Below are 14,321 nucleotides of genomic sequence, written 5' to 3'. Positions count from 1 at the left end.
GCCTTTCAAGTAATACGCCGCGTGCTTGCGCATCTCAAGGACTCCCACTCTCGGACCCTTCAGCGCGATTAAACGCTCTGCATGCAATAAACAAATATTCATCTTTTCACGTGCGGTTGGCTCCGGACCAAGCTCTCCCGTCGTCAGGTATTGAATGGTGCGATACAGCATCCACGGATTGCCGAGCGCAGCACGTCCAATCATAACACCATCGCAACCCGTTGTATCCAGCATGCGTCTCGCATCCTCAGGAGTAGCCACATCCCCGTTTCCAATCACCGGAATCGAAACGGTTTCCTTCACACGACGGATCCAGTCCCAGTCCGCTTGCCCTTTGTACATTTGTACGCGGGTGCGTCCATGAACAGCAACAGCTTTGCCGCCTGCACGTTCTACTGCCTTGGCGTTATCCAGTACGTACAGATGATCTTCGTCCCAGCCCAATCTCATTTTCACGGTAACAGGCTTGTCGACGGCATCGACCACAGCAGATACGACCTCGTAGATTTTGTCTGGATCGAGCAACAGACGCGCACCTGCATCACAGCTCGTAATTTTCGGCACAGGACAGCCCATGTTGATATCAATGATATCCGCGTTCGTATGCTGGTCTACATATTTCGCCGCACTCACCAAGGTTTCCTTGTCTCCGCCAAAAATCTGCAAACTTAGTGGTTTTTCGCGTTCGTCTACAAATAGCATATCCATCGTTTTCTTGTTTCCGTGCACGATGCCCTTGTCGCTTACCATCTCGGCGCAAACCAATCCAGTACCGAACTCCTTGGCAATCAGACGAAAAGCAGGATTACAGACACCTGCCATTGGAGCGAGAACTACGTTGTTCTTTAATTCAATATTGCCGATTTTCATCTATTTTCGCCTCCTTATTCCCGCTTAGTCGGGGTCTTGGAGAGGACAATCCTATCCAAACTTCATTACATCACTTATTTATAGCACATAATTCATCGTAGTCTACCTGTAAAGTGCTGGCGATCTTACGTAATACAGGCTCTGTTGGCGTACGAGTTCCTCTCTCTAGTGATCCAACAAACGACAGTGACACTCCCATCTTTTCCGAAAGGGACTGTTGCGTATACCCTTTTAGCTTTCGGAAGGACCGGATTCGATTTCCCAGTTGATTGCTCCCCACTCACGTACCCCCTTGTGATCTTCTACCAATAAGGAAAGATAATGATCAATGGTCTGGTTATGCTCAGGTAAAACGCCGCCTTCCCAAACGTCTCGAAGCGGCACGAGTACAAAAGCACGCTCGCTCAGCCCGGGATGAGGAATCATGAGATTGTCTTGCGAAACACGAGATGTCCCGTACAACAGTAAGTCAATATCAATCGTGCGCGGTCCCCATCGAACCGTTCGCACACGACCCAGCTCTCGCTCGACTGACAACGCCGTCTCTAGCAGCTGATCGGGGGTCTGTTCTGTTTCCACAGCGATCGCCATATTCAGAAAGGCGTCTTGTTCGACGTAACCAAATGGATCGGTCTCATAAACAGAGGAGACACGAAGCACGCGAATTCCAGGTTGCTCGTTCAATCTCTGTATCGCCCGGCGCAAGTTCTGAGCCCGATCCCCGAGATTGGAGCCTAGCGCCAAATACGCACAAACTGTCATGAAGCAAAATCCTCTCTTCTACGGATCATCTCAATCGCAACCGACTCGTAATGCCCATTGATCGGCGGATTCGGCTTGGTCACTTTTGCTTTGACTTCATGCAAAGGGAATTGCTCCAGTAGACGTTCTGCTATCACAGCAGTCAGTTTTTCTACCAGATGAAATCGTTCACCCTCGACAATTTTTTGCACACAAGTAAAGATATCGGCGTAATTGACTGTATCGTGAAGATCGTCACTTGCTCCGGCTTTGGATAAATCGAGTGATAGCTCCAGATCGACATAAAACCGTTGGCCCAGTTCAGCCTCTGCTCCAAACACACCGTGATATCCGTAAAAAGACATGCCATTGAAGTAGATTTTATCCAAGGTTACATGCCCCCTTTTAACATCGCGTCCATCATCTTCGTAACGCGCTTCATTTCTTTGACATCATGCACCCGTACCATATGGCAGCCTTTTGCCGCCCCGAGGGCAACTGTCGCTGCCGTACCTTCGACACGTTCATCTACGGGCAGATCGAGAACATGACCGATCATCCGCTTGCGTGAAGTGGCAAGTAGAACGGGATAGCCCAACCCTACCAGATCATCCAGCCTGCGCATCGTCTCGAGATTTTGCTCGACAGTCCTTACAAACCCGATCCCCGGATCAAGGATGATTCGCTCCTGTTTTACCCCTGCCTGCAAGGCGATCTGTACTGACTCACGCAGGTCTTTGATATAGTTTGGGAAAAAGTCGTGATAGTCCGTGTCCTCGCGATTGTGCATCAGGATTATGGGCACATCGAGACGAGCAGCTACCTCTGCCATCCGCGGGTCACGCTTCGCTCCCCATACATCATTGATGATATGCGCCCCTTCCAAAATGGCCAGTTCTGCAACCGCCGCTTTATATGTGTCAATGGACAACGGAACGGACAATTCCCGCGAAAGCATCCGAATGACTGGTAGCACTCTGTCCAGCTCCGTCGCCTCATCGACTGCTTCCGACCCCGGACGTGTCGATTCTCCCCCGATATCAATCAGGTCAGCTCCGGCCTCAACCATCGCACGCGCTTGTGCCAGTGCTGCCTCCACATCGACATAGCGACCGCCATCCGAGAACGAATCAGGTGTCACATTCAAAATACCCATGACTAACGTTCGCTCTCCCAGTGGCAGGACATACTGGCCACAGTTCAGTTCACGACGTGCACGAAGCTTGGCAGGCATAGCTAAAACTTCCCGTACCTCTGCCGCCAACGCTCGCAATTCTTCTGTTTGGGTTTTCATATAATCCAACGCCAAATCCATCTGCTTGTGTGAAGCCAACAGCAGCACGTATTTTTTGTCGGCAGTACCCGGTTGGTCTGAAAGAATGGCTTCCGCATCGAAAGAGTGCATAATCTCTCTCACACTCTCTGCTACAGCCACACTCATGTTTTCCGTGTGAATCTTCAGGCTCGTTCCCGCTTCCGCCATGCGTTCCGCTTCTGGAACAGGAACCTCCCTTTTGACAAGCTCCGATACCGTCTCAGCGAAGGTCGCAGCATGGATTCGAAATGAATTGTATTTCATGATCAAACTCCCTTTTTCCGTCTTCGCACATTGAATAGTAGCATACCATAATTTACTCGCTAGCCGCTACAGACTGACGGTAGGCGCGGTGCAGTTCGCGCGAATATGTACCATATGGCGAAGGGACACAATGCCCGTCAATTTCGGTAATCGGAACGATCTCTTGCACGGAATTTGTCGTAAAGACTTCATCGGCGTTGAGCAGATCTTCCAAGCGATATCGACCTTCTTCGACAGGCATCGATAATTGCTGTGCCAAAGTCAAAACATGTCGCCGCGTCACACCATCAAGAATGCCCGTATCAATAGAAGGGGTAAACAACTTGCCGTTCTTGACCCAGAACACATTGCTCACAATTCCTTCCGCCACGAAGCCATCATGCGTCAAAAACAGACCTTCCACATCGAGACGGGCGCCGAGCTCTTGGCGTGCAAGAGCATTGTTTAAGTAATTATGCGATTTAAAACGCTGCTGGCCTTCTGCTGTCTGTCTAGCCAACGCCAATGTCTGCAATCGCTTTGGCGGAGGAGGTACTGCCAAAGGTGCTACGGGTTTGGCAAATACGAATAAGGACGGACGCTCGTACCCCCCTGCTACCAAGCCTACTCCTTCTGCGCCAGCCGTAATACTCAAGCGGACGTAAGCATCACGCAACTCGTTGGCATCTATGGTCATCAAAATGGCGCAAGCCAGCTCTTCCTTTGTCCAAGCAGGTTGAATCTGCAACGCAAAAAGCCCGGAACAAAGCCGGGCGTAATGAGCATCCCATAGAAATAGCTTGCGGTCGTATACACGTAACGTTTCAAACAAACCAATACCGTACAAAAACCCGTGGTCCAATACCGATACTGTAGCCTCGTGAGCCGGACAAATCGTCCCGTTTACATAAACGTGCATCTGCGCTCTCTCCCGATAATATAGTCGAGAGCATCATATCATATTTTCCGGGGAAAGCGCTGTCTCCTGCGTACGTTTGCCGTGTACGAAACGCGAGATAGTAATGGAGATTTCATATAAAACGATCAGTGGCACAATTACCATAATATCGGAAAGAAAATCAGGCGGCGTAATGGTAATCGAGATAATCGCGAGCACCAAATAGGCGGGTTTGCGCATTTTAGCCAAACGATGCGGGTTGAGAATCCCCAAATGGCTCAAAAACAAAACGACAACCGGCAGTTCAAAAAGCAACCCAAACGGCAGACACAGATTGAGCATAAAGGTGAAGTAATCGTTCGCTGTAATGACCAGTTCAAAATTCCCGTTGGATAGCCCCAACACAAATTTGTACATCATCGGAAAGAGCACAAAGTAGGCGAAGGAAAGCCCGAAAATAAACAGCAAGAATAGAGCCGGGATATACATAAGCGCCACTTTTCGCTCTCTTTCTTCCAATGCGGGCACCACAAAGCGCCAAACTTGGTAAGCGGCAACCGGGATTGTAATCGCAAGCGCACCGACTGCGGCCAGCTTTACATAGATCGACAGGATATCTCCCGGCCCAAGAATCGCCAGCTTTTCCCCTGAATGATTCGCTAACGCCAAATAAATATGATCCACAAACAAAAAGCAGATAACCATACTGACAACAAGAACGGACAGCACAATCAAAATCCTGCGGCGCAGGTCTGTAACATGCTCAAGTATAGGCATCTCTTTGCTCACTCGAACTCCTCCTCATGCGCGGAAAAAGGCAGTGCGTCTCGTGTACGCACCGCCTTCTCTCAGGCTGGATTAGTTGATTCGTTTCAACGCTTCTTCTGGAGCCTTTTCTTTTTCATCATCGTCTTTGGTCAAATCTTTTGCTGCGGTTTTAAATTCGGTTAAGGTTCGTCCAAAAGCACGACCGATCTCTGGCAGTTTACTCGGTCCGAAAATCACCAAAGCAATGATCAGGATCAGAATTAATCCAGGAATACCGATGCTCGACAGCATAATCTGTTACACTCCTTATCCTAGAAACCTGTAATAGCAATCACGCTCGGCATGGCTACTGCATTTCCGCCTTTAGGCCAGTGGCTGGTCGGCTTGTCATACGACTTCAGGTTTTCACCTGGATGCTGCACCGCCAGGAACAGTGTTTTTTCATCAGGGGTGAACCAAGGACCTGTCATTTCAGCGCCTACTGGTGCAGAGGCGAATTGTGCGGCTTCTCCCTTGCTGTTACCCGTTGTTGGAATGAAGAACACCCCATTGTTTCCAAAGGATTTATAAATGCCGCTGTTCATCGACGAAGACGAGATGTCTGTCACGACCCACAGGTTACCCGCGCTGTCGAAAGCCATGTTGTCTGGCGCCGCAAAACCGCTTTGTGGTCCGCCTGCTGCAAAAATCTCAAACGTAAACTCCAAGCCTGCATGGTTGTTGTCATTCTCGAACAGGCGAACGATTTGTCCGTAGAAGTTGCCATGCTTGTCGTTGTTGGTCAAGGCAATGAAGACGGAACCATCAATCGGATGAACTTCCAGGTCTTCTGGGCGATCCATCGGGGTAGCCCCTACTGCTTTGGATGCATCACGGCAGTTGAGAAGCACGTCAGCCTGAGAAGCAAACATCGGTTTGCCATCTGCATCGACTGCTTTTTGCAGTGCTTCATTTGTTGCGAAATCCAATGCAATCCACTTGCCCTTACCGAAGTTGGCAACGTACAGTGTACCCTCTTCCAGCAGCTTGGAATTGTTTTTCCCTGCCTTCGGATCGTACTTGCCTTTGGATACATACTTGTACACGTATTGGTCTTTCGCATCATCCCCCATGTAGACGACCAGTTGTCCAGTCGGAGCCAGAACCATTGCCGTGTTTTCGTGGGAGAATCTGCCCAGCGCTGTATGCTTTTTCGGAGTCGATTTCGGATCAAATGGATCTACCTCAACAACCCAACCATAATGCTCGGCTTCAGGCAGTTTGCAATCACCGACGACGTCCATGTAGTTTTCCTCGCAGGAAAGAATTGTATTCCACATCGTGACACCGCCAGAACAGTTCGCAAATGTTCCGGTTACTTCTTTGGCAATAGAAGCTGCTGGGCCAGTCAGTACATGCTTGGTCAACCCGCTTACCCTACGGCCATATTCGGAATCGGAAACAAGCTTCCAGCTGCCATTTTCTTTTTTGATTTCAATAATGGAACCGCCCAGTGCATACAAGTACTTCTTGATTTGCTCAGGGGTACGTTTGTTGTCATCCGCATCTGCATTCAGGTAGTCATAGCCATTCACGTAATATTCCAACTCACCTAAATATTCGTGATTCACCCACAAGAGGCCATGATCGGACTTGCCTTCGATTGGAAGGAAACAGGTGAAGTCATTGTTGAACCCGAAGGTATCTCCTGCTGCATTGATTTTATCGCCATAGGAAGCCACTACATCGTATTTGAAGCCGTCCGGCAGTACAACGTCGTCTTTTGTAGTCGGATGAATTTCTTTGAATTTCGGATTGAAGTTATGTTTTTTTGTATCGAGACCAAACAGATGATCAGCCGTTTTTCCTGATAGGGTACCGCCAGCTGCCAGGGCAGGAATTCCTGTTGCTACCGAAGCCAACGCCGCTGTCCCTACACCGAGATAAGTCAAAAACTGTCGACGATTTACATCCATTTACTATCTCTCCTTTTTTGCCTTCTTCGGTTTCATTGTACAAGCCGTATATCGAGGAACCATGAATGTTATATAAAGAGTATGTAAATAAAAAACCGCCCTCGTAAAAAGGCGGTTTTCCTGTCGTATCTATGTGTTAACCTGTCGTATGGCGCGCGTATGCGGTAAGGAAGTTCTTCAGCAATTGCTTGCCGTGCTCGGTAATAATCGATTCAGGGTGGAACTGGACCCCTTCGATTGGGTACTCCCGATGGCGCACAGCCATAATTTCGCCTTCGGCTGTCCGGGCGGTTACTTCCAGCTCACTCGGAATGGACGCTTCCTCAATAATCAAGGAATGGTAGCGTGCCGCCGTAAAGGGAGAAGGAATGTCTTGAAAGATAGTTTTGCCATCATGGAAAACTTCCGACGTTTTTCCGTGCATCAGGCGCTCAGCCCGAATGACTTTTCCACCAAACACTTGCCCAATGGACTGATGACCCAAGCAAACACCCAAAATCGGAATTTTTCCGGCAAAATGGCGGATCGCATCCATGCTGATCCCCGCTTCATTTGGCGTGCACGGTCCTGGAGACACCATTAAGTAATCCGGTGCCAATCGTTCGATTTCTTCCAGTGTAATTTTGTCATTGCGATACACTTGCAGCTCTTCCCCAAGCTCTCCCACATACTGCACCAAATTGTAGGTAAAGGAATCGTAGTTATCAATCATCAAAATCATCGTACACTCATCTCCTCTCAACTCATCGTTCTCTGCTCGCTCAACTCAAGCGCTTTCCACAACGCTTCTGCCTTTTTCAATGACTCGGCATACTCAGCCTCTGGAACCGAGTCAATCACGATACCCGCTCCAGCCTGCACATGAGCTACGCCATCCTTGATCACCATGGTGCGGATGGCAATGTTGACCTCGATATCACCATTGAAGCCAAACCAGCCGATTGATCCCGTGTAGACGCCTCGCTTGACTGGCTCCAGCTCCTCGATGATTTCCATCGTGCGAACTTTTGGCGCTCCGGTGATGGTACCTCCCGGAAAAGTCGCTTCGATCGCATCAAGCGCATCCTTGCCTGCTGCCAGCTCTCCTTTAACGTGAGAGACGATATGCATGACGTGGGAATATTTCTCCACGACCATGAATTCGCTAACCTCCACACTACCAAAGCGACAGACACGGCCCATGTCATTGCGCTCCAAATCAACCAGCATGACATGCTCTGCGCGTTCCTTTTCATTATCAATCAGCTCACGTGCCAATGCATCGTCCTGCTCGTCCGTTAATCCACGCGGTCGTGTACCGGCAATCGGACGCGTATGCACTTCCTTGCCTTTTACCTTTACTAGTAGCTCTGGCGAGGCACTAACCAATTGAAATTCAGGGAAGCTCAGATAGCCCATATAAGGAGACGGATTCAGCTTGCGAAGCACATCGTACACTTCTGGGGCAGTCACCTGCACCGGCTTGCTTTGCCGTACCGACAGATTGACCTGAAAAACATCCCCTTGGGCGATGTACTCCTGCACCCGGCGAACGGCATCCTCGAATTGGTCTTTGGCAAAGGATACTGACGCTGGCACTAGCTTGGCAAGCGGTCTTTTGCGCAAAGCTTCCCAATCTGTCTCATCGCGATCCATTGCCAATGAAGCAATCGAGTCCATGCGTTTTTCCAGCTGGAGTGCTGCTTGTCGATAGCTCTCTTCGGTCAAATTGTCCGCGCTCAAATGCGTCAGGCAAATGATCTCTCGGGTCTCATGATCAAAGACAAGAAGGTCTTGCATTATCATAACATACAGGTCTGGCAACTGTAAGTCGTCAGTCGCGATCTGTGGCAAGCTAGGCTCAAAAAAGCGGTTCATCTCATAGCTGATATAGCCTACGGCGCCTCCAGCAAAATCTGGCATACTTGGAAGCGCAGGCGTACGGTAACGAGACATCAGCTCTCGTAAAGCATTCAATGGGTTGTGAGTCTCTATGCTCTCGATTTTCCCTTCTGGGTACGAAACGATGGTTTCTCCTCGCTGACTGCGCAGCGTAGCGATAGGCTCATATGCCAAAAAGGTATACCGCCCAGCTCGTCCACTTTCCAACAGGACAGCATTTTGCAGAGAAGGCTGTAGTTTTGTGAGCACCTGCCACGGATCAATCGTCGAAGACCACGGTTTACGCAGGGCAAGGGGAACTAACGGATAAGATAAGGCGTACGCCTGGCAATCAGCAAAGGTAGGGAACATTCTTCCTCTTCACGCTCCGGTTTTCACTATTTATCCGTTCATTATATAGTTGCCTGACACAAAAAGAAAAGACCACGTCGCCAACGTAGCGCTCCGTGGTCATGCGGTATTTTTTTACAATTAATCTTCGAACTGATACAGAGGCGTGGACAAATAACGCTCCCCATTCGAAGGAATGACAACGATCACTTTTTTGCCTTTGCCGAGCTTCGCTGCTACTTGCAGGGCCGCATGGATCGCTGCTCCAGAAGAAATCCCGCCGAGAATCCCTTCCTGACGAGCAACACGACGCGCGGTTTCAAAAGCGTCCTCGTTTTCTACCTTAATGATTTCGTCGTAAATTTGTGTATCGAGAATTTCTGGAACAAACCCAGCCCCGATACCTTGGATCTTATGTGGTCCTGGTTTGCCGCCAGACAAAACTGGCGAAGCCGCAGGCTCAACAGCCACGATTTGTACATTCGGATAGTGTTCACGAAGAACCTGCCCTACACCCGTAATCGTTCCGCCTGTACCAATACCGGAGATAAACGCATCTACGCCGCCGATTTCCTTTGCTTGGTCCAGCAGCTCACGAGCAGTTGTCTCACGGTGAATGGCCGGGTTTGCCAGGTTTTTAAATTGTTGCGGAATGAAATACGAGCTATCTTCTTTCGCCAGCTCTTCCGCTTTGCGAATCGCTCCGCCCATCCCTTCGCTGCCTGGTGTGAGAACCAGCTCCGCACCATACGCACGCAACAGATTGCGTCGCTCAATACTCATCGTCTCTGGCATGACAAGAATAGCACGATATCCTTTTGCAGCAGCAACCATCGCGAGTCCAATACCGGTATTTCCGCTCGTAGGTTCAATGATGGTATCACCCGGTTTCAGACTTCCATCTGCCTCTGCTGCCTCAATCATCGACAACGCAATTCGGTCTTTTACACTGCTGCCCGGGTTGAAGAACTCCAGCTTCAAATAAATGTCTGCAATATCTTCGCTGACAACACGATTCAGCTTCACAAGCGGAGTAAATCCAATCAAATCGGTAATGGAATTAGCCACGCGCATATGTTCTGCCCCTCCTATTTTTAATAACCGAGTAAAACGCTAGGATTTATTGACATAATTATATCAACGGTAGCCTATTTGGTCAATGAGGCATTTGCCCAGAAATCTGGACCCCTACCGATTTTCGCAATCGCTCCAGCACGACATCCAGCGACTCGACCTGGGCAAATGCGATTTCTCGGCGCAGCTCATCTTTTACCTCTTCAAACGTCCGTTGACTGGCTTCCCTGCGCTCTGTCAGTTGGTAAATGACGTATTGATCTTCTATTTTGATCGCTTCGCTATATTTGTTTTTCTCCAGCTTTTCTACAATGGGCTTCGCCTCGTCAGGCAATCGATTATCCTTGATGGAAACCCAGCCTACATCGCCGCCGTTTACCGCTGTATCCGCATCAATCGAACGCTCTTTGGCAATCGTCTGAAAGTCGGCCCCGTTTTTTAAATCAGCCAACACTTGTTCCGCTTCTTTTTGTGAAGCCACCACGATTTGTCCTAAACGCATCTGCATCGGTCGGGTATAGCGGTCAGATCGGCTATTGTAGACGTTTAGCACTTCTTCATCCTTGATGGTCATGTCCTTCGTTGCCAGGGTTTGCAGCAGGATTTGGTAAGAAATCTCCTGCTTCAGGGCTTCCACGGTCGTACCCGCTTGTTTTAACAGCGCAGCCTCAAACTCGCTGTCTGTCCGACTGCCGTAACTGTCGCGAATCTGGGAAAGCTCTTGCTCCAGCTGCTTCGGATCAACCGTGATACCGGATCGCTTCGCCTCTTGAAAAACGACTTCCCGATTAATCATGTCGTTTAGTACTTGCTTACCGAACTTTTGTTTCAGCGCCGTTACATACTCATCGTTGCTAATCGTCTTATCCCCTACGATGGCGGCAGGCTGCAGCTTGCCTGATGCCTGGTACCATGCCCAGGTAACGGCAAGCAGCAACAATACAAGCGCCCCAATGAATGCCCACAACCCTTTTACGTTGGTCATGCCAACACTCCCCTACTTGACGCCGCGCTTACATGTCTTTCAGGATGTCTTCCAACGCGGATCTGTCATAATGGTAACGTTCATTACAGAAATGACAGTGTACTTCAGCTTCGCCCTGTTCCTCAATCAGACCTTCCATTTCTTCGCGTCCCATGCTGATCAGTGCCTGAACAACCTTATCCGCTGTACATTTGCAGCTAAATTGAATCTCCGTGCGGCTAAGGATTTTTGGCTCATCCAATACGCGGGCCAAAATCTCTTCAGGAGTCAAACCTTCGCCAATCATGCGAGAAACCTGTGGAAGCTGCCCCAAGCGTTCTTCAATGGCTGCTACAACCTCTTCTGGCGTATTCGGCAACAGCTGAAGAATGAATCCACCCGCTGCCAAAACAGAACGGTCCTCAGGATTAACCAGTACACCCACACCTACTGCTGAAGGCGTTTGCTCGGACATCACAAAATAATAAGTGAAGTCTTCCCCAATCTCACCAGAGACGATCGGCGCACTGCCTTGATACGGCTCCTTGAGACCGAGATCTTTCGTCACGTACACAAACCCGTCTGTTCCCACTGCACGCGCTACATCGAGCTTGCCTTTATCGTTTAGCTCAAAGTGGACATGCGGGTTGGATACATAAGCGATTCCTTCACCATGTGCGTTTGCTTCCGCGATGATTTGCCCGATTGGTCCGCCTCCTTTTACTTTGACATAGAGGCTCTCGTTTCCTTTTAACATAGCCCCCATCATCAAGGTAATAGTCAGCGTACGTCCCGCTGCTGCTGTCGCTGTATTCCACATGTCGTGACGACGACGCATATCTTCGACAGATTCTGTCGTGCGTGCGGCAAATGCGCGAACATGCCCATTAAAACCAGTTGCTCTTATCATATAATCGCCCATGTAGCGATCCTCCTTTTCGAACTCCTTCTTTACATAGCGAAAAAATCATGAAGCTATCTTACCAGTTTACCACAAGGAGAAAAAGACTACGCTTCTCCCACTGTGAGTCTGACACTTTGAGAATTCGACCATTTCTGACAGAAAAAAACCCCTCTGTGCGAAGAGGGGCCGTAATAACCAAATCCTATGTTAGGTTAAATAATCTTTTAATACGTGTGAAGCCTTTTGCGTTCGCAATCGGTCAATCGTCGTCGCTTCAATTTGGCGAATACGCTCACGGGTAAGACCAAACATTTTCCCCACTTCTTCCAGCGTATACACTTGATCATCATAGAGACCATAACGCATGGAGATAATTTCTTGAGCGCGGGGACTAAGCCGCTCCAACGCTGCGCGCATTTGCGAGCGAAGGTCTACCTTTTCAATCCAGTCATCCAGAGAGGACAACCCATCATCCATGATTTCAGCGTAGCTCAAGCTCTCATCTTCATGCCAAGCCTGCCATTTCTCACTATCCAGCTCAGCGTCGATGGATTCCATCTTCATCATTAAAGCCAGTTCGATGGCCTCCACCTTTTCTAATGGAATATCCAAGAGTACGGCAATCTCCTGCCGATCTGGCGTACGGTTCAAAGCATGGACGAGATGTAGTACTTGCTTCTGATACTGGCGAATCTGCTCATGCATGTGGACAGGAATGCGAATCAAAGTTGCTTTGTCGTTGATGGCACGGGTGATCGCTTGAGAGATCCACCAGTGCGAGTAATGATAGAGACGCACGCCACGTCCCACATCAAATTTGTCAATCGCGGTAAACAAACCTATCGTGCCCTCCTGAATCAAATCCAGGAACGGCATCCCTCTTTTCAAATGGCGCAAAGCGGTACTAACTACGTATCGTAAATAGGCGCGCACAATCGTTTCACGTGCTTCAAGATCGCCATCCCTTTGATAGCGAATCAGGCAAGCAAGCTCTTCTTCTTTGTCCAACATGGGTGTTGCAGCGACGCTTTCCAAAAACAGTAGAGCAGAAGTGTCCGATCGAAGTGATCTAGGGACAACAATTCCCAACTGTGTCTCCACTTCCCGCCAGCGACGGGGAGTTGAATGGAACGAGGAGGTACTCAGAGTCATATGCAACCCTCACTTCTCTGGAATGGAAGATCACGATGAAGTAGGTGAGTCACGGAATGTTTTACTGTATCCGTATTTCGACAAAACCTGTTTGATTCCTGCCAGTTAACAGAATATTAACAGTTCTCCTCTCAGAACGGTTGATGAAAGCCCTTTCATGCGATAGAGTTAAAAGTTTATGAAGAAAAAGCCATCCCCATTAACCAAGGATGGCAAAAAGACAATGTCGAATCTTCTGATAAAATCGAAGACTACTGATACAAGTGACAGGCGACGAAGTGGTTGGTGTCCACTTCTTGCCAGATAGGCTTCTTTTCGGCGCATACTGCTTTGGCTACCGGACAGCGCGTACGGAACACACAGCCGCTAGGTGGATTGATCGGGCTGGGAACGTCTCCTTCGATAATGGTGCGCTCACGGCTTTTCTCCAAATCAGGATCGGGGACAGGAATGGCCGACAACAACGCCTGCGTGTAAGGATGCTTCGGTGATTCGTAAAGAATTTCACTGGCAGTCATCTCGACCATATTGCCCAGGTACATGACGCCAATACGGTCACTGATGTGCTTGACCATCGCCAAATCATGCGCGATAAACAAATACGTCAGCTTTTGTTCCTGCTGTAGTTTCTTCATTAAATTAACGACTTGTGCCTGCACCGAAACATCAAGTGCGGAAATCGGCTCATCGGCAATGATGAAGGTAGGATTGACGGCAAGCGCCCGAGCAATTCCTATCCGCTGTCGCTGACCACCGCTGAACTCATGCGGGAAACGGTTGGCATGCTCTTTTTGCAGACCAACCATCTCCAACAGCTCAATCACACGTTTCATTCGTTCCTTCCCTTTATATAGCCCATTAAGATGAAGGCCCTCCGAGATGATTTCCGCAATGTTCATTCGGGGATTCAGAGAAGCATACGGGTCCTGAAAAATCATTTGCATATGGCGTGTCAGCTTACTCTGCTCAGCAGATGATGCCTGATGGACGTTTTGCCCATCAAAAATGACTTCTCCTGTCGTCGGTTGATACAACCCGATGATTGTACGGCCTGTAGTCGATTTGCCGCAGCCAGATTCCCCTACCAGTCCAAATGTTTCCCCCTCATATATATCGAAGGAAACATTGTCCGCTGCCGTAAGTGAGAGCCCTTTACCCAACGTAAAGGTTTTTGTCAGGTTCTTTACCTGGACCAGCTTCTTTCGTTGCATCTGGCCACTCCTCCC

The 14,321-nt window shown here is 49.1% G+C and carries 16 protein-coding genes (1 of these 16 only partly in view); all 16 read right to left on the bottom strand.

Features of this window, described 5'->3' with window-relative positions; all coding sequences use genetic code 11:
- Positions 1-870, bottom strand: the 5' portion of a protein-coding gene (dusB, locus tag EL268_RS01280) for a tRNA dihydrouridine synthase DusB (RefSeq protein WP_106656089.1). The gene continues 159 nt to the left of window position 1, outside the view; the window shows 870 of its 1,029 coding nt (coding positions 1-870); its start codon is at positions 868-870; its stop codon lies off the left edge, out of view.
- Between the two features lie 70 nt (positions 871-940).
- Complete coding sequence (locus EL268_RS01275; protein WP_047074774.1) at positions 941-1,150, bottom strand: helix-turn-helix domain-containing protein; 210 nt, start codon at positions 1,148-1,150, stop codon at positions 941-943.
- Complete coding sequence (gene folK / locus EL268_RS01270) at positions 1,102-1,632, bottom strand: 2-amino-4-hydroxy-6-hydroxymethyldihydropteridine diphosphokinase (protein ID WP_106656090.1); 531 nt, start codon at positions 1,630-1,632, stop codon at positions 1,102-1,104. The genes EL268_RS01275 and folK overlap by 49 nt, the downstream gene beginning before the upstream one ends.
- The gene (gene folB / locus EL268_RS01265) at positions 1,629-2,000 is read right to left on the bottom strand and encodes a dihydroneopterin aldolase (RefSeq protein ID WP_064203224.1); all 372 of its coding nucleotides are present in this window, start codon (positions 1,998-2,000) and stop codon (positions 1,629-1,631) included. Before folB ends, folK begins: the two co-directional genes overlap by 4 nt.
- A gap of 2 nt (positions 2,001-2,002) precedes the next feature.
- Positions 2,003-3,190 carry a dihydropteroate synthase gene (gene folP, locus EL268_RS01260; RefSeq protein ID WP_174769467.1) on the bottom strand — a complete coding sequence of 396 codons (1,188 nt, stop codon included), beginning with the start codon at positions 3,188-3,190 and terminating at the stop codon, positions 2,003-2,005.
- Positions 3,191-3,242: 52 nt separating this feature from the next.
- Positions 3,243-4,088 carry an aminodeoxychorismate lyase gene (gene pabC / locus EL268_RS01255; RefSeq protein WP_106656091.1) on the bottom strand — a complete coding sequence of 282 codons (846 nt, stop codon included), beginning with the start codon at positions 4,086-4,088 and terminating at the stop codon, positions 3,243-3,245.
- A gap of 33 nt (positions 4,089-4,121) precedes the next feature.
- Positions 4,122-4,856 carry a twin-arginine translocase subunit TatC gene (gene tatC / locus EL268_RS01250; RefSeq protein WP_106656092.1) on the bottom strand — a complete coding sequence of 245 codons (735 nt, stop codon included), beginning with the start codon at positions 4,854-4,856 and terminating at the stop codon, positions 4,122-4,124.
- Between the two features lie 69 nt (positions 4,857-4,925).
- On the bottom strand, positions 4,926-5,126 hold the full coding sequence (gene tatA / locus EL268_RS01245) for a twin-arginine translocase TatA/TatE family subunit (protein ID WP_017247013.1): 201 nt from the start codon (positions 5,124-5,126) through the stop codon (positions 4,926-4,928).
- 20 nt (positions 5,127-5,146) lie between these two features.
- Positions 5,147-6,790, bottom strand: a complete 1,644-nt coding sequence (locus EL268_RS01240) for a PhoX family protein (RefSeq protein ID WP_106656093.1) — start codon at positions 6,788-6,790, stop codon at positions 5,147-5,149.
- Positions 6,791-6,926: 136 nt separating this feature from the next.
- Positions 6,927-7,511 (bottom strand): aminodeoxychorismate/anthranilate synthase component II, encoded by a 585-nt coding sequence (gene pabA, locus EL268_RS01235; RefSeq protein ID WP_056493388.1) that lies wholly within the window; start codon positions 7,509-7,511, stop codon positions 6,927-6,929.
- 17 nt (positions 7,512-7,528) lie between these two features.
- A complete protein-coding gene (locus tag EL268_RS01230; protein WP_106656094.1) occupies positions 7,529-9,022 on the bottom strand; it encodes an anthranilate synthase component I family protein in 1,494 nt (497 codons plus the stop codon).
- A gap of 120 nt (positions 9,023-9,142) precedes the next feature.
- Positions 9,143-10,075: a cysteine synthase A gene (gene cysK / locus EL268_RS01225; RefSeq protein ID WP_106656095.1), complete on the bottom strand. Its 933-nt coding sequence runs from the start codon at positions 10,073-10,075 to the stop codon at positions 9,143-9,145.
- 82 nt (positions 10,076-10,157) lie between these two features.
- The gene (locus EL268_RS01220) at positions 10,158-11,060 is read right to left on the bottom strand and encodes a peptidyl-prolyl cis-trans isomerase (protein ID WP_106656096.1); all 903 of its coding nucleotides are present in this window, start codon (positions 11,058-11,060) and stop codon (positions 10,158-10,160) included.
- 28 nt (positions 11,061-11,088) lie between these two features.
- Positions 11,089-11,961, bottom strand: a complete 873-nt coding sequence (gene hslO, locus EL268_RS01215; protein ID WP_106656097.1) for an Hsp33 family molecular chaperone HslO — start codon at positions 11,959-11,961, stop codon at positions 11,089-11,091.
- Positions 11,962-12,150: 189 nt separating this feature from the next.
- Positions 12,151-13,095 (bottom strand): sigma-70 family RNA polymerase sigma factor, encoded by a 945-nt coding sequence (locus EL268_RS01210; protein WP_088910250.1) that lies wholly within the window; start codon positions 13,093-13,095, stop codon positions 12,151-12,153.
- A gap of 251 nt (positions 13,096-13,346) precedes the next feature.
- Positions 13,347-14,306: an ABC transporter ATP-binding protein gene (locus tag EL268_RS01205; RefSeq protein ID WP_106656098.1), complete on the bottom strand. Its 960-nt coding sequence runs from the start codon at positions 14,304-14,306 to the stop codon at positions 13,347-13,349.
- Between the last annotated feature and the right edge of the window lie 15 nt (positions 14,307-14,321).

The sequence above is a fragment of the Brevibacillus brevis genome (assembly GCF_900637055.1).
GTDB lineage: Bacteria > Bacillota > Bacilli > Brevibacillales > Brevibacillaceae > Brevibacillus > Brevibacillus brevis.
The sequence above is the reverse complement of the archived record's forward strand: the minus strand, read 5'-3'. Positions and strand labels throughout refer to the sequence as shown.

Coding starts and splice junctions, on each gene's coding strand:
- cysK (WP_106656095.1), bottom strand. CDS start 10,075: ATGCGCGTGGCTAATTCCATTACCGATTTGATTGGATTTACTCCGCTT.
- pabA (WP_056493388.1), bottom strand. CDS start 7,511: ATGATTTTGATGATTGATAACTACGATTCCTTTACCTACAATTTGGTG.
- EL268_RS01230 (WP_106656094.1), bottom strand. CDS start 9,022: ATGTTCCCTACCTTTGCTGATTGCCAGGCGTACGCCTTATCTTATCCG.
- pabC (WP_106656091.1), bottom strand. CDS start 4,088: ATGCACGTTTATGTAAACGGGACGATTTGTCCGGCTCACGAGGCTACA.
- EL268_RS01220 (WP_106656096.1), bottom strand. CDS start 11,060: ATGACCAACGTAAAAGGGTTGTGGGCATTCATTGGGGCGCTTGTATTG.
- EL268_RS01210 (WP_088910250.1), bottom strand. CDS start 13,095: ATGACTCTGAGTACCTCCTCGTTCCATTCAACTCCCCGTCGCTGGCGG.
- EL268_RS01205 (WP_106656098.1), bottom strand. CDS start 14,306: ATGCAACGAAAGAAGCTGGTCCAGGTAAAGAACCTGACAAAAACCTTT.
- folP (WP_174769467.1), bottom strand. CDS start 3,190: ATGAAATACAATTCATTTCGAATCCATGCTGCGACCTTCGCTGAGACG.
- EL268_RS01240 (WP_106656093.1), bottom strand. CDS start 6,790: ATGGATGTAAATCGTCGACAGTTTTTGACTTATCTCGGTGTAGGGACA.
- tatA (WP_017247013.1), bottom strand. CDS start 5,126: ATGCTGTCGAGCATCGGTATTCCTGGATTAATTCTGATCCTGATCATT.
- hslO (WP_106656097.1), bottom strand. CDS start 11,961: ATGGGCGATTATATGATAAGAGCAACTGGTTTTAATGGGCATGTTCGC.
- folK (WP_106656090.1), bottom strand. CDS start 1,632: ATGACAGTTTGTGCGTATTTGGCGCTAGGCTCCAATCTCGGGGATCGG.